The sequence below is a fragment of the Microcoleus sp. B4-C2 genome (assembly GCF_036705265.1).
In the GTDB taxonomy this organism is placed as follows: Bacteria; Cyanobacteriota; Cyanobacteriia; order Cyanobacteriales; family Microcoleaceae; genus Microcoleus.
On the sequence record NZ_JAUBUB010000031.1, the window covers coordinates 1 to 17,873 of the forward strand.

The window sequence follows — 17,873 nt, forward strand, 5'->3', positions numbered from 1 at the left end:
TCCCGCCCGTCCTTTTTGGACGGGCGGGACGCCCATCCCACAAACTTGTGGAAGTTATTTAATTCTCATTCCTAAGAGTGCCGGAATTGCCGTAATCTCGTTGGAATGATCCTCAACTTTAACTTGCCCTAAAACTAAACGCTGTTCACTTGCCCAAGCCGTGACCAAATGCAAAGCTTTTACGCCTTGATTACGGTTGACGCACCCTACTGGCCTCGTTAGTGGTTTAAATACTCCACAGCTTACCATTGGGTAATTCGAGAAATTCCTCTAACCATTACTGTTTAGCGATGCCATAATTTTCCATGTCTTCCCAACCTTCGGCACCGCCAATGACTGCTAAAATAGAGATTACTAAAATATCTTTTAATGAGTGTTTTTGGGTTTTTTGAACTCTGGGGTCCGGGATTTCTGCTACATAATTCAATAAATTGGCTTGGATGTCGCCCAGAGGTGTTAAATGTCGTTTTTCTGCTCTTTTGGCTTGAGATTTTACAGCGAGTTTCAATATAGGTGCAAAACCCTTTGTCATTGTCTTTGACTCCGTTTCAACTTGATTGACTTTGTTAAGATTCAAACTTGATTATAGGTTTGAGTTCGGTGCACAGATATAGAGCCTATTGGCGGCTTTTTGTCAAGTACAATTTATACCAAATTAGATGAGCTTACCCTGCTTTTATCGATAATTGAGAGACTCTCTTCTGACGCACCCTAGGGCCATACGACTGACATACCCTACGACTAATTTCTAATTGCTAGTTTTAATTTTTTTCAGGGGATAGCTATCTGCAGGCGAAGCCGACCATTCCCACATTGAACCTGCATAATTCTTAGCATTAAACCCCACATTTGTCAAGACACAAGTCAACCATGCGGAGCGAATTCCCCCGGAGCAATAACTCACAATTTGAGTTGATTGCGAAACTCCTTTTTGCTGCAAAATAGCGACAATTTCCCCACGATCCAGCAGTTTTCCCTGTTGATCCATTAACTGTTTGTAATAGAGGTGAACCGCACCGGGAATGTGGCCGCCCCGCTTTTCTCCGTAAGGCGTTTTACCTGCATATTCTCGCGGCTCTCTGGCGTCAATAATGACTAAATTATCATCTCCTAAAATAGCTTTCAATTCATCCCGCTGAATTTCCCAATTCGAGAGGCGAGATATTACAAAATCTCCTGTTTTTGGTGGATTGTTTGCTGCTTTTACTCGATTAATTCCAGCTTTGATTAAAGCTCGATATCCTCCATCGACAAAAACTGCTTTTTCGTGTCCCAAACTCCGCAACATCCAAACAATTCGCCCGTCTTCGCCCCACCCTTTCATGGAATCGGCAACGACTATGACAGGTTTGTCTTGACAAATACCAATTGCTTGCAGTTTTTGAGTTAAAACTGTGTTATTTTCGATAATTTTTCCCTTGTGGGGAAAGTCCGATCGCGAAAATTCCTGCCAAGTTACGGGAATAGCTGGTGGGAGACGGCAAAACCACTTTAAAATGGGTGCGCGAGCATCTAGTAAAGTAGCTTTTTTTTCCAGCAGTTGCTTAGCTAAAGCTGCATTTACTATCCAGTTATTTGCTAAATTACCCAGTAAATTAGACATAATTTATTGAGTAACTTTTGCTGTATTAGCACCGCAGGCTAAAACCCCTTTAGTATTAGTTGGATTAGCTGGTTTAGTCTTGCCAGGAGCAGCATTTATACACAAGATTGTTTGGGTTTTGTTTGCCACCAAAAACACTCCCCCCACAAAACTTTTGAGATTAGCTTGCTTCGATACTCCGTAGTTAAATACAGCACCTTTTTTCACCATACCGATCGAGTAGCTGTAATTGGCTGAGTTAGGTTTAACTTGGAGACCGAGATAAACCAATAGATTGGAAACAGAACTTGTAAATCCTGCTTTTTCTGCATAGTAAACTTGCTGGGCTTTATTCATCGAACCCACAAAGTTTTTCGCTTGTAATTCCTTAGCTTTAAGCGTTTGTGACACTTGAGCTTCGGAGACGGGACTGAAAACAACTGGCAGAGTTAGAGCTGCGATCGCAACTTTGAGCTGCCAGTTGCGGCTGCTATAAATCCTGCTTAATTTCACAGATACCCGGTGGAATGAGCAGTTGAGAAACATATAATTAAACTAATTGTTTTGCCTGAAACTGTTTCAACGCCCCAGGAGCAACCGTACCGTGTTCTGTGATTATTCCCGATATTAACTCCGCCGGAGTTACGTCAAAAGCGGGATTGTAAAATTCAACTCCCACAGGACAAATTCGCGTAGTTCCAACTTGATACATTTCAACTGGATCGCGTTCTTCAATGGGGATTTGGCTGCCGTCGGAAAGTTCAAAATCTATGGTAGATAGAGGCGCGGCAACAAAAAACGGGACGTTGTGAGCTTTGGCAACAATTGCTAAACTGTAAGTACCAATTTTATTGGCGGCGTCGCCGTTAGCAGCGATTCTATCTGCACCGACAACTACTGCGTGAATCATGCCGAGTTTCATGCAGTGAGCGGCCATATTGTCGGCTATTAATGTAACAGGAATTCCTTCTTGCACGCATTCCCAAGTGGTCAGTTTTGCACCTTGGAGACGGGGCCGAGTTTCGTCTGCAAAAACTCTTCCAAGTCTTCCTTCTCGCCAAGCAGAACGAAATACACCTAAAGCAGTACCGTAGCCTGCTGTTGCTAATGCACCGGCATTGCAGTGAGTTAGTAAGTTCAATTTTTCTGGTGTAGCGGGCAGAACTTCTAAACCTTTGTCGCCGATATCTTTACAAGTTTGCAAATCTTCTGCTTGAATGGTTTTAGCCATTTCTAACAAAGTTTTTTGCACTTGTTCGACGGAACCGCTAGTTCTCTCGGCAGTTTTGAGCATTCGCGATATTGCCCAAAACAAATTAACCGCAGTGGGACGAGTCGATCGCAATAACTCGCCAACTTGTTCTAGTTTAGTAAAAAACTCGGTACGATCGCCCGTTTCGATTTCTCGCGCCCCCAAATACATCCCGTAGGCTGCGGCTACCCCGATCGCCGGAGCTCCTCGGACTATCATAGTTTTAATCGCCTCAGCCATATCTTCGCAGCGGCTAATTTCGACTACACCGTATTCTTTCGGCAATCGGTTTTGGTCAATTAGCAGAACTCGGTCTTCCATCCAGGTGACAGGGGAAACAGGGGAGTTTTGAGGGGTCATCTATTTCAATGATGTGAGGGACAAGTTTCATGATGCCATGAAGGCGACTATTTCCGCCACTTCGATCGACAAAACCCGCCTAATTAAGCGGGTTTTGTAGTTTCCCTAAATATTTTCACTCTTGGGTAATGATTAAACAATCACTCTCCACTTTAGACAGCATATCTGGAAACGCTGAGGTGTAATTGCCATCTTTGTCTACAACCCTGCGAAGTATATATCCGCTCTCAGCAGGTCTGCCGAAAAACGAGTTTGTGCGATGCCAGATATCTCCATTCGGAGTGTTTGGATCTCGATCGATCAAAAAATCTACCAGCCACGGCGGTACACACCATCCAAACACTATCGGCGTAATGTGTCCGTGCTGCAAACTTGCATCCGAGAATCGGAACAAGTAGCTGAAGCGAGAAAATTTAACTAAATAAAGTAACATCCGTCCCGCCATTGATGAATGAAATGTCCAGATAACAGGATCAAAAACGCGCAGCAATAACGTCCCTTTGTCAGCATTCCAGTCTGAACTGTACATCGTCAGACAATCGTCTGGTAAAACATTTCCGTCCATAAAAAAGATACCTTGCAGGACTTCAGGTAACTCGGCTGGATGTTCTACTTTCATCCAATTCGCAATGTCTTTTAGTTGCTTTTGTTCGATTAACATGGTATTATTTATCCTCAAAATAGTTGTGTTTTGGTTTCCTATTAGATACCCCCTTGATTTCTTAGTCGATCGATCGGACTTCGTTTGTGTGGCGTGCGGTTTCAACTCACATCTTGCATCATTGCCAATAAGGCTTTTATGTGCGGGTTCTCCTGCCCAACCCCTACTCCCCACAAGCAATTAATTCTTTGTGGAACAGGCCGGACAGCCTGTTCTTGACAATGGTGCAATATCTCAGTCTCAACCGCTATCTGATGCGAGCTTTTGGATTAATTACCGCCGCAAATTCGGCTCAGAAGCTCGTCGCACTTTGCCTACCGTACTCACGACATCCACCAGCATCTTGAGTGCTATGTCTTTAGCTGGGCAAATCCGTCCCGCACTCCGATCGCCCACGGAATGAAAACCCATATGAAAAGGGCACAGATTCTCCCGCTTAGCGTTGAATTCGTATACCGTAGAGCCCCAGAAACCCTCGTCTAGCAGCCCCAAACTGAGCGGTATCAGTACCTTGGTTCCGGCGGGGAAGGTGCGCTCTTTGCCCGCTACCGTTGCGGTGAAGGGCTCTGTCGCGACTCGGTGGGTGGCGCTGACGGGAGCCCAGAGGCGGGCGCATTCGAGGAGGAAAAGCTCGATCGACTGGCGATCGTCCAAATCGAGCTGATCCCAAAAATCAGTCGGGTTAATTTCGGCCGTCTGCTGTCCTTTATAGGCGGGGAGAGGGCGGTATCCCATTGCTGTGTAGCCTAGGTGCAGGGGGCCTTGCAGTCCCGCTATGCCCATAATTGATGTCATCAGCTTTGCCAATTCCCGCTTAGTCATGCCGTTGTTTTCCGAGCTCTCCTCGAAGTTGGCTAAGGCTGGCGAATTTTCATAGATAGTCGCTGCACGCTCGATTAGATCCGATAAATCTCCATGTCCAAACAGGTTCAGGCTTTCCAATAGGCTACCGATGACGGCGAAGTAGTGCAGCGGGCTTTGGCGGGTGTAATGCAATTCGGTGAGAAGTTCGATCGACTCTGAATCATCTGGATTAATCCCAAAGATGACGTAGTGCAGGTATCGGACTAAAAATCCCATCCAACCGCGCTTGACATCGGTAAAAAACGCTCCCCCCGTACCGTGCGGCATCTCGGTATAATCTGCAGCTAGCCGATCGAGTAACCGTCGGGCGATTTCGTCTCCTTGGCGATCCGTTGTCGCACTGTTGAAGAGATATTTCTGCATACAGCTTCTGAATGCCGCGTGGTTGCTGCTACCGTCTGTTTCGCGATCGGACAAAGACAGCAGGAAAAGGTTTCTGCCGCCGACATCTTGGTTGGGCGCGCGATCGGCATCAAGTACAGAAGTACCCAGCCGCCATCCGCGCGCCTGGGGCGATGTGAGTGCTTTTTCCAGCGTTGCAAACTCTCCCATCACGACTTGCCCCGCGCAGCAAAAGTTGGCTCCGAAAGCCAGCCGTTTTAGTGGCAAATAGGTGGGTTCGTTGGCAATCAAACCCTCAATCAGGGCGATCGGCGGTAACATCGTTTTGCTGAGACTTTCTTCCGGGTTTTGCAAAGCCCAAGCCTGAAACTCATTCAGTGCCGGGTTCATCAGCGATGAGAAAATAGTATCTAAATTTAGGTTCATCATAATTCCTCCGAGAATCACTCGCCATAACGCGCTTTGCAGTTAGCAGCAAGAGGGTATTGAGCGGCAATTGAGCGGGATTCAATACCCCCCAAAATTACCAAAATCAGTACGTATAGCTCTAGCCATGTTTATTTGCGAACGCAGTGGCAATATAGATATAGTTGTACTGAATATGTCTGCGCCCAAATCTAGCCTTGTCCCGGAGATTGAGTGGAATTTTTAACAATTTCTGGTAAGTATATCTACTTTCTGCCTCTCAAGCTTCTCAAGTATTAGCCCCAATCTCTGAGAGTCGCACCTAACCGTAGATATTTACAGGAACTCGCCTCTACAAAATACTATGGTTTTGTTTGTGCTTATATATTTAGATATAATATTTTACGCTTCTGTATGCTTCTGAATTTAATTGAATAAAATCCGATAATTAATTACTGAGTATTATTAAATAATAGAGCTAAAAACCCCGAATCCCAAATCCCCAATCCTGCAATTCTTCAATTATTCAATCAATTGAAATTCCCAATCCCCAATTCTTCAATTCTTTAATCTAAAATCCCAAATCTAAAATCTAAAATCTAAAATCTAAAATCAATTGACGCCCGCTAAAGTTTCCCAGCAGTACAAAAGCACTTTACAGGAAACCCGCAGGCGTCAAAATCAAGCAAACTTAAATCTTAGAAAAGACCCAGTGTGAAAGATTTGTCGATCGGGAAAATAGCACCAATACCCAACCACAGAGTGAACGCAGTTCCCAAGAGGAAAACAGTAGTAGCAACAGGGCGGCGGAACGGATTTTGAAACTTGTTAACGCTCTCGATGAACGGAATCAAAATCAAGCCAACGGGAACACCAGCCATGCAAGCAATACCCAACAATTTGTTAGGCAAAACGCGCAGGAGTTGGAACACAGGCCACAAATACCATTCCGGCAGAATTTCCAGCGGAGTAGCAAAAGGATTAGCAGGTTCGCCAACCAAAGCCGGGTCTAGTACAGCCAAACCCACGCACAGAGAAATCGTTCCCATGATGACTATAGGGAAAACGTAGAGCAAGTCATTAGGCCAAGCTGGTTCGCCGTAATAGTTGTGACCCATGCCCTTAGCGAGCTTAGCGCGGAGCGCGGGATCGCTCAAATCTGGTTTTTTGATAATAGACATAGTGAGAGTGTTCTCCTTTTAGTTTTACCCGGGCCTGCCATTCCGCTGTATTCGTTAGTCTCAATCAGCGGGGCGATCGCAGGAAGTATTGGCCGTAAATAAATATCTTGACATCCTCACCGACTATCAGGTGCGGTGATTCCTAAACCTCACAATTTAGGTTTCTGCTTCTTTGCAACTGCCTCCACCCTCAAGGAGTATTGGTCTTACGTTCGCTCCACAGACTATCCCCGCAAGCCCTGCGGTTCTTATGTGTCGAAAACCCCAAAAGGAATTCTTATGTATTGTTTTGATTCTAGGGATGTTTGCCATTGCCCTATCCTCTTTTCCCGGTCTACCGATTTGTCTGCGCCGCCAGTCAAACTGGACTTCGCCCGCCCGAGCTGTCTGAATCCATCGACGGACAGTGGGTCAGTGACCATCTAGATGCTAATACAAAGCCGTCCTAGAAGGACGGGGTTTCGTGCCCAATTTTTTGATGAGTGATGAATTCGGAATTTTCAACTCACAATTCAGTGGGGGGGGCAAAAGAATACCGCCCCCACAACTCAAAATTTACAACGGGCCAGAGATACCTTGCTTGCGAATCATCAAGAAGTGAGCCAGCATGAAGACTACAATCAGCCAAGGCAACACAAACGTGTGCAAGCTATAGTAGCGAGTCAAAGTGCCTTGACCGACGCTGACACCGCCACGCAGCAGTTCAACCATCAAAGAGCCGACAAACGGGATGGCTTCGGGGACGCCCGAAACGATTTTAACCGCCCAGTAACCGATTTGATCCCAAGGCAGCGAATAGCCGGTCACGCCGAAAGAAACAGTGATGACTGCCAAGATTACTCCTGTCACCCAGGTTAACTCGCGGGGCTTTTTGAAGCCGCCGGTCAGGTAAACCCGGAAGGTGTGCAAAATCATCATCAGTACCATCATGCTGGCAGACCAGCGGTGGATGGAGCGGATCAGCCAGCCGAAGTTGACTTCATTCATCAGGTATTGCACTGAAGAAAAAGCTTCTGCTACCGTGGGACGGTAATAGAAAGTCATGGCGAAGCCAGTAGCAAACTGGATCAGAAAGCAAACTAAAGTAATTCCGCCCAAGCAGTAGAAAATATTGACGTGGGGGGGTACATACTTTGTAGTGATGTCATCGGCGAGCGCCTGAATTTCCAGGCGTTCCTCAAACCACTGGTAGGTTTTTGAGTCGGTGATTTGTTTAGAAAACATGGAGCCAGAATTCCTAAAAGAATATTGCTGTGGTTGAGGTTCAGGGCAGCAGCCACAAGGTTTTTTGTCGCCCCGCGCCGAGCAGCTTGCTTTTACTAGCAAATGCCTGAGGCTATTTTGTGAAATACCCAAACTAAACGGAATACCGTTATAGTTCGGGCTTCGTGTCTCGTTTGCCGTTGCTCTGTTGGGTATCCCATTACTGGGTATTCGTCACTGAAGACGATCCGAGTCTGACACAGCATCTCTGGGCTTTTACACCCTTTATCCCTTCCTAGGGAACCCACGCAGAAACCCTGTTTCCCAAGGCAAAAAACTATTTCGTACAACAAACATGGATTATATTTCACAACAGGGCGTACCTTGTCAACCAGCGGTCTGTTCTTTCCCCCTTTCTCTCGCAGTTGTCCAAGGCCAAGCATATTACTGCTACTGTAGCCTGTTGTTTGCAGTCGAGTGGGTGGGTCGCAACCACTTATATCTTACACGTTTCTTTGCTAGAGAAACAGTAAATTGTCGCTCTTTTTCATAGACCTTGCTTGGCTTATATCCCGACGCCCAATTGAGTACAATTACAGCGTGGGATTTACGCCAAATTAGTTAAATTTGGAGCTAACGAAAGGAACTCTCTTGTGCGATCGCCTGCAAGCCCTGGGAAACTAAGCGGTGGCTTGTCCCTACTCGCTGGCGTTGCCCGATCGAATTCCAGACTGTGATAAAAAATGTAACATAATTGCCGTGCAATTTTCACGCGGGCGATCGCTTTTTGGACACTTAAAAGGCTTTTTTCGGAATCTCAACATCCGCCCAAGCTACTATGCGGGGAAGGCTGAGCTACAGAAAGCAGTCCGAGCCGGAAACAGGTTTGCCGGGAGATCCCAAATTTCATCTCGATCGTAAAACTTTACCTTTTGGCCCCAAACGCCCTCATGGTCGATCGAGTAACCCGAACAGGTTCGATCGTCCAACCGAATCTTGTTTTGTAGTCAGGACTTCAGTCTTTACTAACAAAATCTGCTGGCTGCAACCTGCCTACTTCCGTAAAAAAATCGGTGATTGCCCCCATCCGTAAGTTTTATCACAATTGAAAAGGAAGCAAACGTTCCACAAAAACTGGCAGTATGGGCGAGAAAGGAGTGGGACGCGGCGGTATCGGAAAGCGAATTCCCGGCAGAGATGGCAAGGATGGAAAGTCTCGCGATGGCGGTGTAAACCCAGTCGAAACGCTCGCGCAATCTGAGAGATTCACATCAGTAACATTTTTAACGTCGGCGATTAAATCCGATCCGACAAATATCCGAGTTCCCCGTGTCATACCGTCATCATAAGATTCAAATCGATAAAAGAAGAAGCGAGGAATATTACGATCTTGTACGAACCCAACGACTTGAATTTTGTCGCCTTCGCCCCGGTTAAAATCCTCAATAACGGCATGGGCATTGTCACCGCTATAGAATAGGTAAGGGCTGGCATTTGACGAACCGAGAACAAATAAGTCGGCTCCATCTTGCCCGATCAAATAATCAATTTGTGCTACTGTTGAGGAAAAGCCGTAACCCACTAATGTGTCATTGCCCGGCCCGCCAATCAGGGTGTCGCTGCCTTCATTTCCCTCAAGCAAATCGTCTCCTGAATTGCCGTTAAGGTAGTCATTATCTAAGTCACCTCTTAAAGTGTCGTTCCCACTGTCTCCCAACAGGAGATCGTTATCTTTGCCACCCATTAACAAGTCGTTGTTGAAGCTACCAAACAAGAGATCGTCTCCATCTCCTCCGAGCACCGTATCATTGCCTTGACCGCCGATAAGACAGTCATTGCCAGACCCTCCCAAGATACTATCATTATCGTCTTCTCCTCTGATTAAATCCGCGCCTTCGCCACCCTCAAGAAGATCATTCCCGGCACCTCCTTCAATTTTGTCATTGCCTTCGCCACCGCTGAGACTGTCGTTACCAGAGTAGCCCAAAAGGCGATCGCTACCGACTCCACCTGCGAGACAATCATTTCCTTCTCCGCCATCTAAAGTGTCATTACCATTCAAACCAAATAGAGTATCATTGCCTCCCAGCCCGCACAGCGAATCATCGCCAATTCCACCGGATAGCAAATTATCGAAATTGTCACCGCATATAACTACCATAATTTTGTCCTCCTGAAAACTATTTCACAACAGTCAATCAATTTTAGATTTTAGATTTTAGATTTTAGATTTTTACCCTCCCCGCAATTTCAAATTTTGAATTTTGGATTTTGTAAAGACTTTAGTTCTGATTGACCTTTTGTAGTAAGGAATGCAAATCTTGATTGACCCAAATCTGTAAGAAAAAACTGAAGTCTTAAGCTGTTGCGCGTTTAAATTGCATATTCGGGACGGGCTAGAAGCCCATCCCACAATAATTTGAGTGGTTTTTGACACACAATTTAACTGGAGAAAAGCTTACTAGAAAAGGAATTTTAGGGACACAGTATTTGCCTGTGTACCTAATGTTTTAAGTGAAATCGGCGATGCTAATTTGGTTAGGTGTCACGCCAGTGAGAGCAGCTAAAATTTCGCCAGTTTCTGTCAAGCTGATTAAAGTTGCACTGTTGCTAGGGACAATAGAAAGTTGCGAAAAGGTTAAATTGTCGGCAAGTGCGAGGAAGTCGATGCCTGGTTCAAAATCGAAAATTATATCGCTGCCAGAATTGGCTGAAATTAAGAAGCGATCGCTCCCATTTCCTCCTATCAAACTGTCATCGCCGTTTTCACCGCTGAGAAAGTCGGATCCGTTACCGCCCAGCAGAATATCGTTAGCTTGACCGCCGTAAAGACTGTCATTGCCTTCACCTCCACTCAAGGTATCTTGACCGCGATTTCCAAATAGGATATCTTCCCCATTACTGCCGAACAAATAATCGTTTTCTTTGCCACCGTAAACAGTGTCATCGCCGTCGCCACCGTCGAGGGAATCATTGCCTTGATTGCCGTGTATCCAGTCATTGCCACCCAAACCGCTGAGAGTATCATTGCCGCGTTTGCCGGCCATTGTATCGCTGCCACTGTCGCCGGAGAGGCTGTCGTCGCCGTCAGTGCCGATGAGATTGGAGTTAGCTGCGATCGCATCTATTTCTCCTTGAATCACCGCAACGGCAGGTGTATCGGGCAATGTCGTTTGTTGAATTTTGGTATCTAAGGCAGTACCAGTATTTTCGGCAACAACTTGGGCGATCGATTTCGTACCTGTACCGACTGCTTTTAAGTCTTTAGAGGTTTCACCTAGGGCTACTTTTTGCACGCGGGCAACTTCTCGGTTAACTGAAGCTGTTGCTGTGCTGGATACAACTTGGTCAACGCGCTGATTTGCTGCAGCCATTACCTTAGCTGCATCCGGGGCAATTTGCAACAATTGCTGAGTGTTTAAATCCGAGTCAAATTGTTGGGCTGCGGTGGCGGCGCGATCGACAATTGTTGCTAACTGGTTGGGATCGCTGAGATTGAAAGTTGTCCCCGATTGAATTTGTTGAACGATCGCACTTACAACTGCTTTTACGCTGTCGGTATTGTCCAGAATCGACCCACCGTCTATTAAAGCAGCAGTTTGGGTAATGACGTTTTGTACCTTGACCATTGCAGTCAAAGTTTCTACCCCACCCGCGATCGCGTTTTCGGTAGCTGCGATCGGATCTAAACCCGTTATGTCAACATTAGCGGGAATAGAAAGAGAAGATTTGACGAGAGATTCGGCGCGATCGCTGTCAATTCCTTTGTCAATTAAATCCGCTACTAAACTGGTTAACAAGGTGACAACAGTAGCGTAAGGCGGGGCCGTGACAGGGGTTTCCAAAGGCAAACCAGTTGCTGTATCAATGCCGCCGAAAGCAACAATATTGCCTTCCTCTGGATCGAGTTCGCCATTTTGATTTTTGTCGAAAATGGTGGAGTCGAGATCGAGATCGAATTCGCCGTTATCGCCAGTAGTGGCAGAAGGTTCGCTAGCATCGAGGACACCGTTTTTGTTGGCATCGAAAAAGACCGTAGCACCAGCGATGTAACCGTCAATCACAAAACCGCCGAGGCCACCACTCTTGAACCGAATTACCTCGCTAACACTCGCGCCAGATTCATCAGTTCCCGTTAATTTCAGCCAATAATTGAACGTTCTTGGGCGAGTCGGGCCTAAATTAATCGTGCGAGTTGCCGAATTAAAAGTTAGCCAGGAAGGTAAAGGAATTTCCGGGAAAGTTGAACCGGCAATTGGTTGGCGGTAGGAACCGCCATTGCGATCGGTTCTCCAGGTAAATGCAGATGAACTTAAAGCGCTAGAATTTGCCAGGGCGATCGAATAATTAATGCTGTCGCCCGGATCGGGGTCAGTATAGGTATTGGCCGCTAAATTAAAAGCATTACCGCTTTGAGAAAAACCTAGCGCTGCACTTTGAGAAAACAGAGAACGATTGACAACTGGCGGGTTGTTGCCGACAATACCTTGAGCCAAAGCCAGCATATCAACGCGCTTGAAGTTTAAGCCGGTATTGATCACGTTATCGTCTTCGTCGTCGCCGTCATTAATCGTGACGCCGCTTGACAGCAAGAAATTCACAAACTCAGTTGGTGTCAGCCGGCGGCCCAAATCTCGCTGGGCTAACTGTTGCGCTAACACTGCTATTCCAGCAACATGAGGTGCAGCTTGACTCGTACCGGAATAGCTAGTCAAAGGGGCGCCTGGGCCAGCACCGGTAATCAAAGTACCGGGAGCAAAAACGGTTGTTAAAGTGGAGTGGCGCTGAGAATATGGTGTAATGCGATCGGCATCGGTGGTATAGGCGATCGCGCCACCGCCGTGTGTCTGATAACCCAGGTTCGCATCGTACACCGCACCAATTGAGAGTGAGTTAGCATCGGCTGCAGGGTAGGCAACACCCTGAACGCTGTTGAAACCCAATGGCCCGAAAGCGTTACCTGATGCGGAAACAACAATTACATTCCGTGCTGCTAGCGCTGCTAGTTCATCGCTAATGCCCCTCGTTTGGGAGGTGTTGTAATTTTGGTTGTCACCAAGCGACATATTTACACTGGCAATATTGTATGTTGATGCGTTTGCTACCACCCACTGCAAAGCTTGCTCTAAATACCCGAAATTTCCCCTGCCACTATCCTCAAAAACTTTGAGGTGAATGATGTTGGCGCGCGGTGCCATTCCTGTGTGGACTGTATCTTGGGAAGTGGCAATACTAGAGACGTTTGAACCGTGTCCATCAAGGTCGCTAGCATCTGCATCGCTGTCGGCGAAATCGTAATCGTAGGTAATGCGATCGGCAACCCCGTTAGAGTCACCATCAGGACCAAAGAATGGGTCGTCTAAATCGATACCAGTATCCAAAATTACTGTTGCAAAACCATTGCCGTCTATTCCGGCAAAACGCGGTGCTGCGCGGAAATCATCGATGTTAATCAGCGGGCCAGATATGTCAGTGGCGGGGGCGAATGTTCCGTCTATAACTGAGATCAACTCTCCAGCTTTGTAGACTGGGGCATCTGAACCTGTAGTGGTGATGCCTGGAAGACGGGGTTTAGCAGAGAGATCGAGATTGTAAGGAGTTTCTCCACCGTTGGCTAAGGAGACTCGGACGTAATAAGTACCGTGTTCTAAAGTGCGGTTAATTGACTCGGATGCGGTGCCCAAATTGTTGGAAGTGGCGATCGTATTTCCGCCACTGTCGAGCAACTCAACTTTAGCATCTGCATTCAGTCCGCCCAGCGACAAGTTGAAGTCATTCCTAGCACCTAAACTGAATTTGTAGTAATCATCAATCTTGCTGCTACTGATAGCATCCTTATAGCTTCCGGTACTGGAACCTACAGTGATTTTTCTGACTAAATTATCAGCAGGTATCGCCGGCGGCATGATGATTTGCACTGGTGTTGGTGTCGGCGGCAAAACTGTAAGCGTTGGTGTTGGTGTCGGCGGAAAAACTGTAGGCGTTGGTGTTGGTGTCGGTGTAATTGGCGATGTTGGTGTTGGTGTAATTGGTGGTGTTGGCGTCGGTGTTGGTGTTGGTGTAATTGGTGGTGTTGGCGTCGGTGTTGGCGTCGGTGTAATTGTTGGCGTTGGTGTTGGCGTCGGTGTAATTGTTGGCGTTGGTGTTGGCGTCGGTGTTGGTGTTGGCGAGGTTGGCGTCGGTGTTGGTGTTGGCGAGGTTGGCGTCGGTGTTGGTGTTGGCGTCGGTGTAATTGACGGTGTTGGTGTCGGTGTAATTGAAGGTGTTGGTGTTGGTGTGGGCGTTGGTGTTGGCGATGTTGGTGTGGGCGTAGTTGACGGTGTTGGTGTTGGTGTTGGCGATGTTGGTGTGGGCGTTGGTGTTGGCGTGTCATTATCGGTAATGGCGACAGTGACAGGCCCGATCGCAATTCCGCTATATTTAACGTCGGTACTTGTTACGGCGTGATTGATTGTGCCAGTGTGAGTACCTTCTACAACTGTGTCATCCGTCGCAATCACAGTTATAGTTTGGGCAATATTCCAATTAGTAGCGTCGAAGCTAATAGGGGCGATCGCACTTATTTGATTCCCCCCGTCAAAGCTGACTGTTACGGGCGCTGTTGGCTGCGAATTTAGCTGAAGTGTATAACTTCCCGTTGCACCGCCTTCTGCTGCTGTGGTACTGGCGGGATTAACGGTAACACCGACTGTATCGCTGTCGATGTTAGTAACGCTGACATCGGAGAGATTGAAATTGTTGTAATTGCTGTCTGTACTAGCAGCCTCAGTGACAATAGTGTAAGCAATATCGCCGTCAGCGATATTGTCGCCCACACCTGTCACCGTTACCGTCTGCGCCTGATTCCAGTTATTAGGAGTGAAACTTAAGCTATTAGTAGAAACTGTTCCTTCTGCAGGATTGGAACTACTTAAAGCGATAGTAACAGGTGCCGTAGGTTGAGTGTTGAGGACAACACTGAAATTAGCCGTACCTCCCGCTTCTGTTGTAGTTAATCCGGCTGTGGGATTAACGGTAATGCCGGGAGTTTCGTTGTCGCTATTCGTAACGCTGACATCTACAGGATTGAAATTGCTGTAACTGCTGTCTGTACTAACAGCCAAAGCAGTGAAAATATTGTAAGTTTGATTGCCGTCAGCAATATTGTCGTCAACGCCAGTAATAGTTACAGTTTGCGGCGCACTCCAATTGGCGGGAGTGAATGTCAGCGAGGGTGTAGAAACTATTCCCTCGGTAACATTGGAACTGCTTAAGCCAACAGTCACGTTAGCAGTTGGTTGAGAGTTGAGTTGGACAGTAAATGTTGCTGTTCCTCCTGCTTCTGTTGTCGTTAATCCGCTATTGGGATTAACTAAAATTCCAGCAGTGTCGTCATTAGTAATAGTAGTTGTAGCAGTAGCAGTTGTAATTGTTGGAGTCGGGCCTGGTGCGATCGGATTTGATAAGGTGACAGTAATAGTTTCATCCGGTTCGATCGCACTGTCGCCCAAAACGTCCAAAGTAATCGTTTTCGATGTCTCGCCCGCAGCAAAATTAACCGTACCATTAACGTTAGTTGCCCCGGAAGTGCCGCCGATATTGTTGTAATCGCTGCCGTTTGTAGCAGTTCCGGCGATCGCATAATTGACGCTACTGGCTGCACCTATACCGCCACTGCGAGTAACGGTAAAAGTAACGGATACAGTTCCCGTATTGCCTTCAGCTACCGCAGCTACAGCGGCGGCAACAGCATAAGAAATAGTGCCGTTACTGGGAATAGTTAGGGTCGCTTGATTTGTCGTACCTGCAATGCCACCTGCGATCGTACCAAAGTTGAGAATGACTGTTTCTGCATTCTCAGCGATATTGTCAGGTTTAATAGTGACTGCAATATTTTGTTCTGTACTTGTTCCGCCTGCGGGGAATGTAATTGAGGTAGGGGAAATGGTGTAGTCTGAATTTTGGGTAGCGCTGCTGCTGGGGTCGATGACAATTGGTACAATGACATCAGCAAAAGGAGTGCCGCCGCTGACAGTAACGGGGATATTAACGACTGTATCTGCATCCCCTTCATTCCTGCTGAAAGTAGCTGCACCAAAATTGATTGTGTTCTGTGAATTTAAGAGAATTGAAACATTATTAGAACCTCTGTTAGCAACTGCGAGATCGAGTCTGTCGTCGGCATTGAAATTTGCGATCGCCAGAGAACTCGGATTTGTTCCAACGCTAAAGTTGGTCGCACTGCTAAAACCGCCAGTTCCATTTCCCGCCAAAATTGAAACGTTATTAGAACCGCTGTTGCTAACCGCTAAATCTCGTCTGTTGTCGCCATTAAAATCGCCAATCTTAATCGCACTTGGGTTTAAACCAACATTAATATTGGTCGGAATTGCAAAACTGCCATTTCCTGTTCCAAATAAAATTGAGATGCTGTTAGAACCGCTGTTGGCTACGGCGAGATCGAGAAAATTGTCGCCGTTCAAATCTCCAACTGCGATCGCACTCGGACTTTGACCGACATTAATATTAGTCGGATTGCCAAAACTACCTTGACCATTTGCCGATAATATGGTAATATTATTAGAATTTTGGTTGGCGACGGCAAGATCGAGAAAATTGTCGCCGTTAAAATCTCCCGCAGCGATCGCGCTGGGACTTTGCCCAACATTCACAGTAACAGGAGTGGAAAAACCGCCTTGTCCCGTTCCCAAATAAATGCCAACATTGCCTTCAGGTACAAAAGCATTGCCGCTGGATTGAGTAATGGCAATATCGAGTAAATCATCAGCATTAAAATTGCCGACAGCGATCGCGCTAGGATTTTCGATGGCAGTCAAAAATTCCGGGTTGTTAAAGTTGCCGTTACCCGATCCTAAAAAGATATAAATGCTGCTAAATTCGACACCTTGGGCGGAAGTTATCGCTAAGTCGGAAAAGTTATCGCCGTTAAAATTGCCAACTGCGATCGCGGTAGGCCGCAATACCGAAGTCAAATCAGTTCCAGCGTTAAATCCTCCTTGACCGTTTCCCAGTAAAATAGAAACCCTATTCGTGGTGGGGTTAGCAACAGCTAAATCTAAGATGCCATCGTTATTGAAATTGCCAGTCGCAACAAAGGATGGACTGGTTCCCGCATTAAAATTATTAGGAGAACTAAACGTATTGAGAACGTGGCCGTAAGCTGCGATCGCTTCTGGCACAAATACAATGCCAGCTTTAATTGTCCCCGCTGTCACTGTTAATTTCCAATCGCCACCTTTTGCCGCACAACCTGTTAAATTATTAGAAGCAGCAACATTTGCTCCTGTTATTTTACTCAGGTTTTTTACAAATTCTTTACCTATATTTCCTTTGGCAACATTGCACCCGTAGAGCAAAATTTCGGCATTCTGTGTCAGCCCGCCCGCCCATTTCTTAACTGTTTTGATAAAATTGTCGGCGCTATATCTCAAATTTTGCCAACTCAATTCCACGTTCCCCAGTTGCAAACAACCGGGCTTTCCGTGGGCAATAATGTGAATTACTGAAAATTTTCTTCCCTGCAAAGCTTCGGCAATTTGTTCGATGCCGTTGCGGTTAGTTTCTAATTTAATTACTTCGGTTTCAGGGATAATGCCGTCGATTAATATTTGACAGTCGGGGACGGCAGCATCGATAAATGCGATCGCTTTTGAGGAAAGCTGAGTCATTGACTTTAGGGAAACAGCCGCTGGGGCGATCCCTAAGTCTGGGATGTTTAAGTCTGGAATGTTATCGTTATTACAGTTTTCGGCAGTGAAGGATTGGGGACTTGTGCCGGCCGGAAAGTTGGTACCGGTACTGAAAGTAGACATGATTAATTTACCTAGCTGATACTTCTGGTTTATCTGATGCCAGCAAGTCTACAAAAGCACCACCTCTGCTGTATTGTAAATTCTTGCGGAAAACTTGCGAAAAATATAATTTTCTTGCGGAATTTATCCCTATTTGATGAAGAATTGTAACAGCGCCGACGGGCTAGGATTTTTATACAACAGGACTTACGCCTCAATACCAAAGAAACCG

The 17,873-nt window shown here is 46.5% G+C and carries 9 protein-coding genes and 2 pseudogenes; all 11 read right to left on the bottom strand.

Annotated features, from left to right (window positions below; translation table 11 throughout):
- Positions 1–72: 72 nt before the first annotated feature.
- A pseudogene (locus QUB20_RS28675) lies at positions 73–201 on the bottom strand (ISAs1 family transposase); the annotation flags it as partial.
- Positions 202–280: 79 nt separating this feature from the next.
- Positions 281–451: pseudogene (locus QUB20_RS28680) on the bottom strand (transposase family protein); the annotation flags it as partial.
- A 297-nt stretch (positions 452–748) separates the two neighbouring features.
- Positions 749–1,603: a rhodanese-like domain-containing protein gene (locus tag QUB20_RS11835; protein WP_333249211.1), complete on the bottom strand. Its 855-nt coding sequence runs from the start codon at positions 1,601–1,603 to the stop codon at positions 749–751.
- 3 nt (positions 1,604–1,606) lie between these two features.
- Positions 1,607–2,095 (bottom strand): type IV pilin-like G/H family protein, encoded by a 489-nt coding sequence (locus QUB20_RS11840; protein WP_333244014.1) that lies wholly within the window; start codon positions 2,093–2,095, stop codon positions 1,607–1,609.
- A 37-nt stretch (positions 2,096–2,132) separates the two neighbouring features.
- On the bottom strand, positions 2,133–3,194 hold the full coding sequence (mtnA, locus tag QUB20_RS11845) for an S-methyl-5-thioribose-1-phosphate isomerase (RefSeq protein ID WP_333244016.1): 1,062 nt from the start codon (positions 3,192–3,194) through the stop codon (positions 2,133–2,135).
- 115 nt (positions 3,195–3,309) lie between these two features.
- Positions 3,310–3,855 (bottom strand): hypothetical protein, encoded by a 546-nt coding sequence (locus QUB20_RS11850; protein WP_333249214.1) that lies wholly within the window; start codon positions 3,853–3,855, stop codon positions 3,310–3,312.
- 273 nt (positions 3,856–4,128) lie between these two features.
- Entirely contained in the window at positions 4,129–5,490 is a 1,362-nt protein-coding gene (locus tag QUB20_RS11855; RefSeq protein WP_333249217.1) for a cytochrome 450, read from the bottom strand.
- Between the two features lie 674 nt (positions 5,491–6,164).
- Entirely contained in the window at positions 6,165–6,647 is a 483-nt protein-coding gene (gene petD, locus QUB20_RS11860) for a cytochrome b6-f complex subunit IV (protein ID WP_333205287.1), read from the bottom strand.
- Between the two features lie 555 nt (positions 6,648–7,202).
- A complete protein-coding gene (gene petB / locus QUB20_RS11865) occupies positions 7,203–7,871 on the bottom strand; it encodes a cytochrome b6 (RefSeq protein ID WP_172190423.1) in 669 nt (222 codons plus the stop codon).
- A 1,078-nt stretch (positions 7,872–8,949) separates the two neighbouring features.
- Positions 8,950–10,011 (bottom strand): calcium-binding protein, encoded by a 1,062-nt coding sequence (locus tag QUB20_RS11870; RefSeq protein ID WP_333249219.1) that lies wholly within the window; start codon positions 10,009–10,011, stop codon positions 8,950–8,952.
- A gap of 349 nt (positions 10,012–10,360) precedes the next feature.
- The gene (locus tag QUB20_RS11875; protein ID WP_333249222.1) at positions 10,361–17,662 is read right to left on the bottom strand and encodes a DUF4347 domain-containing protein; all 7,302 of its coding nucleotides are present in this window, start codon (positions 17,660–17,662) and stop codon (positions 10,361–10,363) included.
- Positions 17,663–17,873 lie beyond the last annotated feature (211 nt).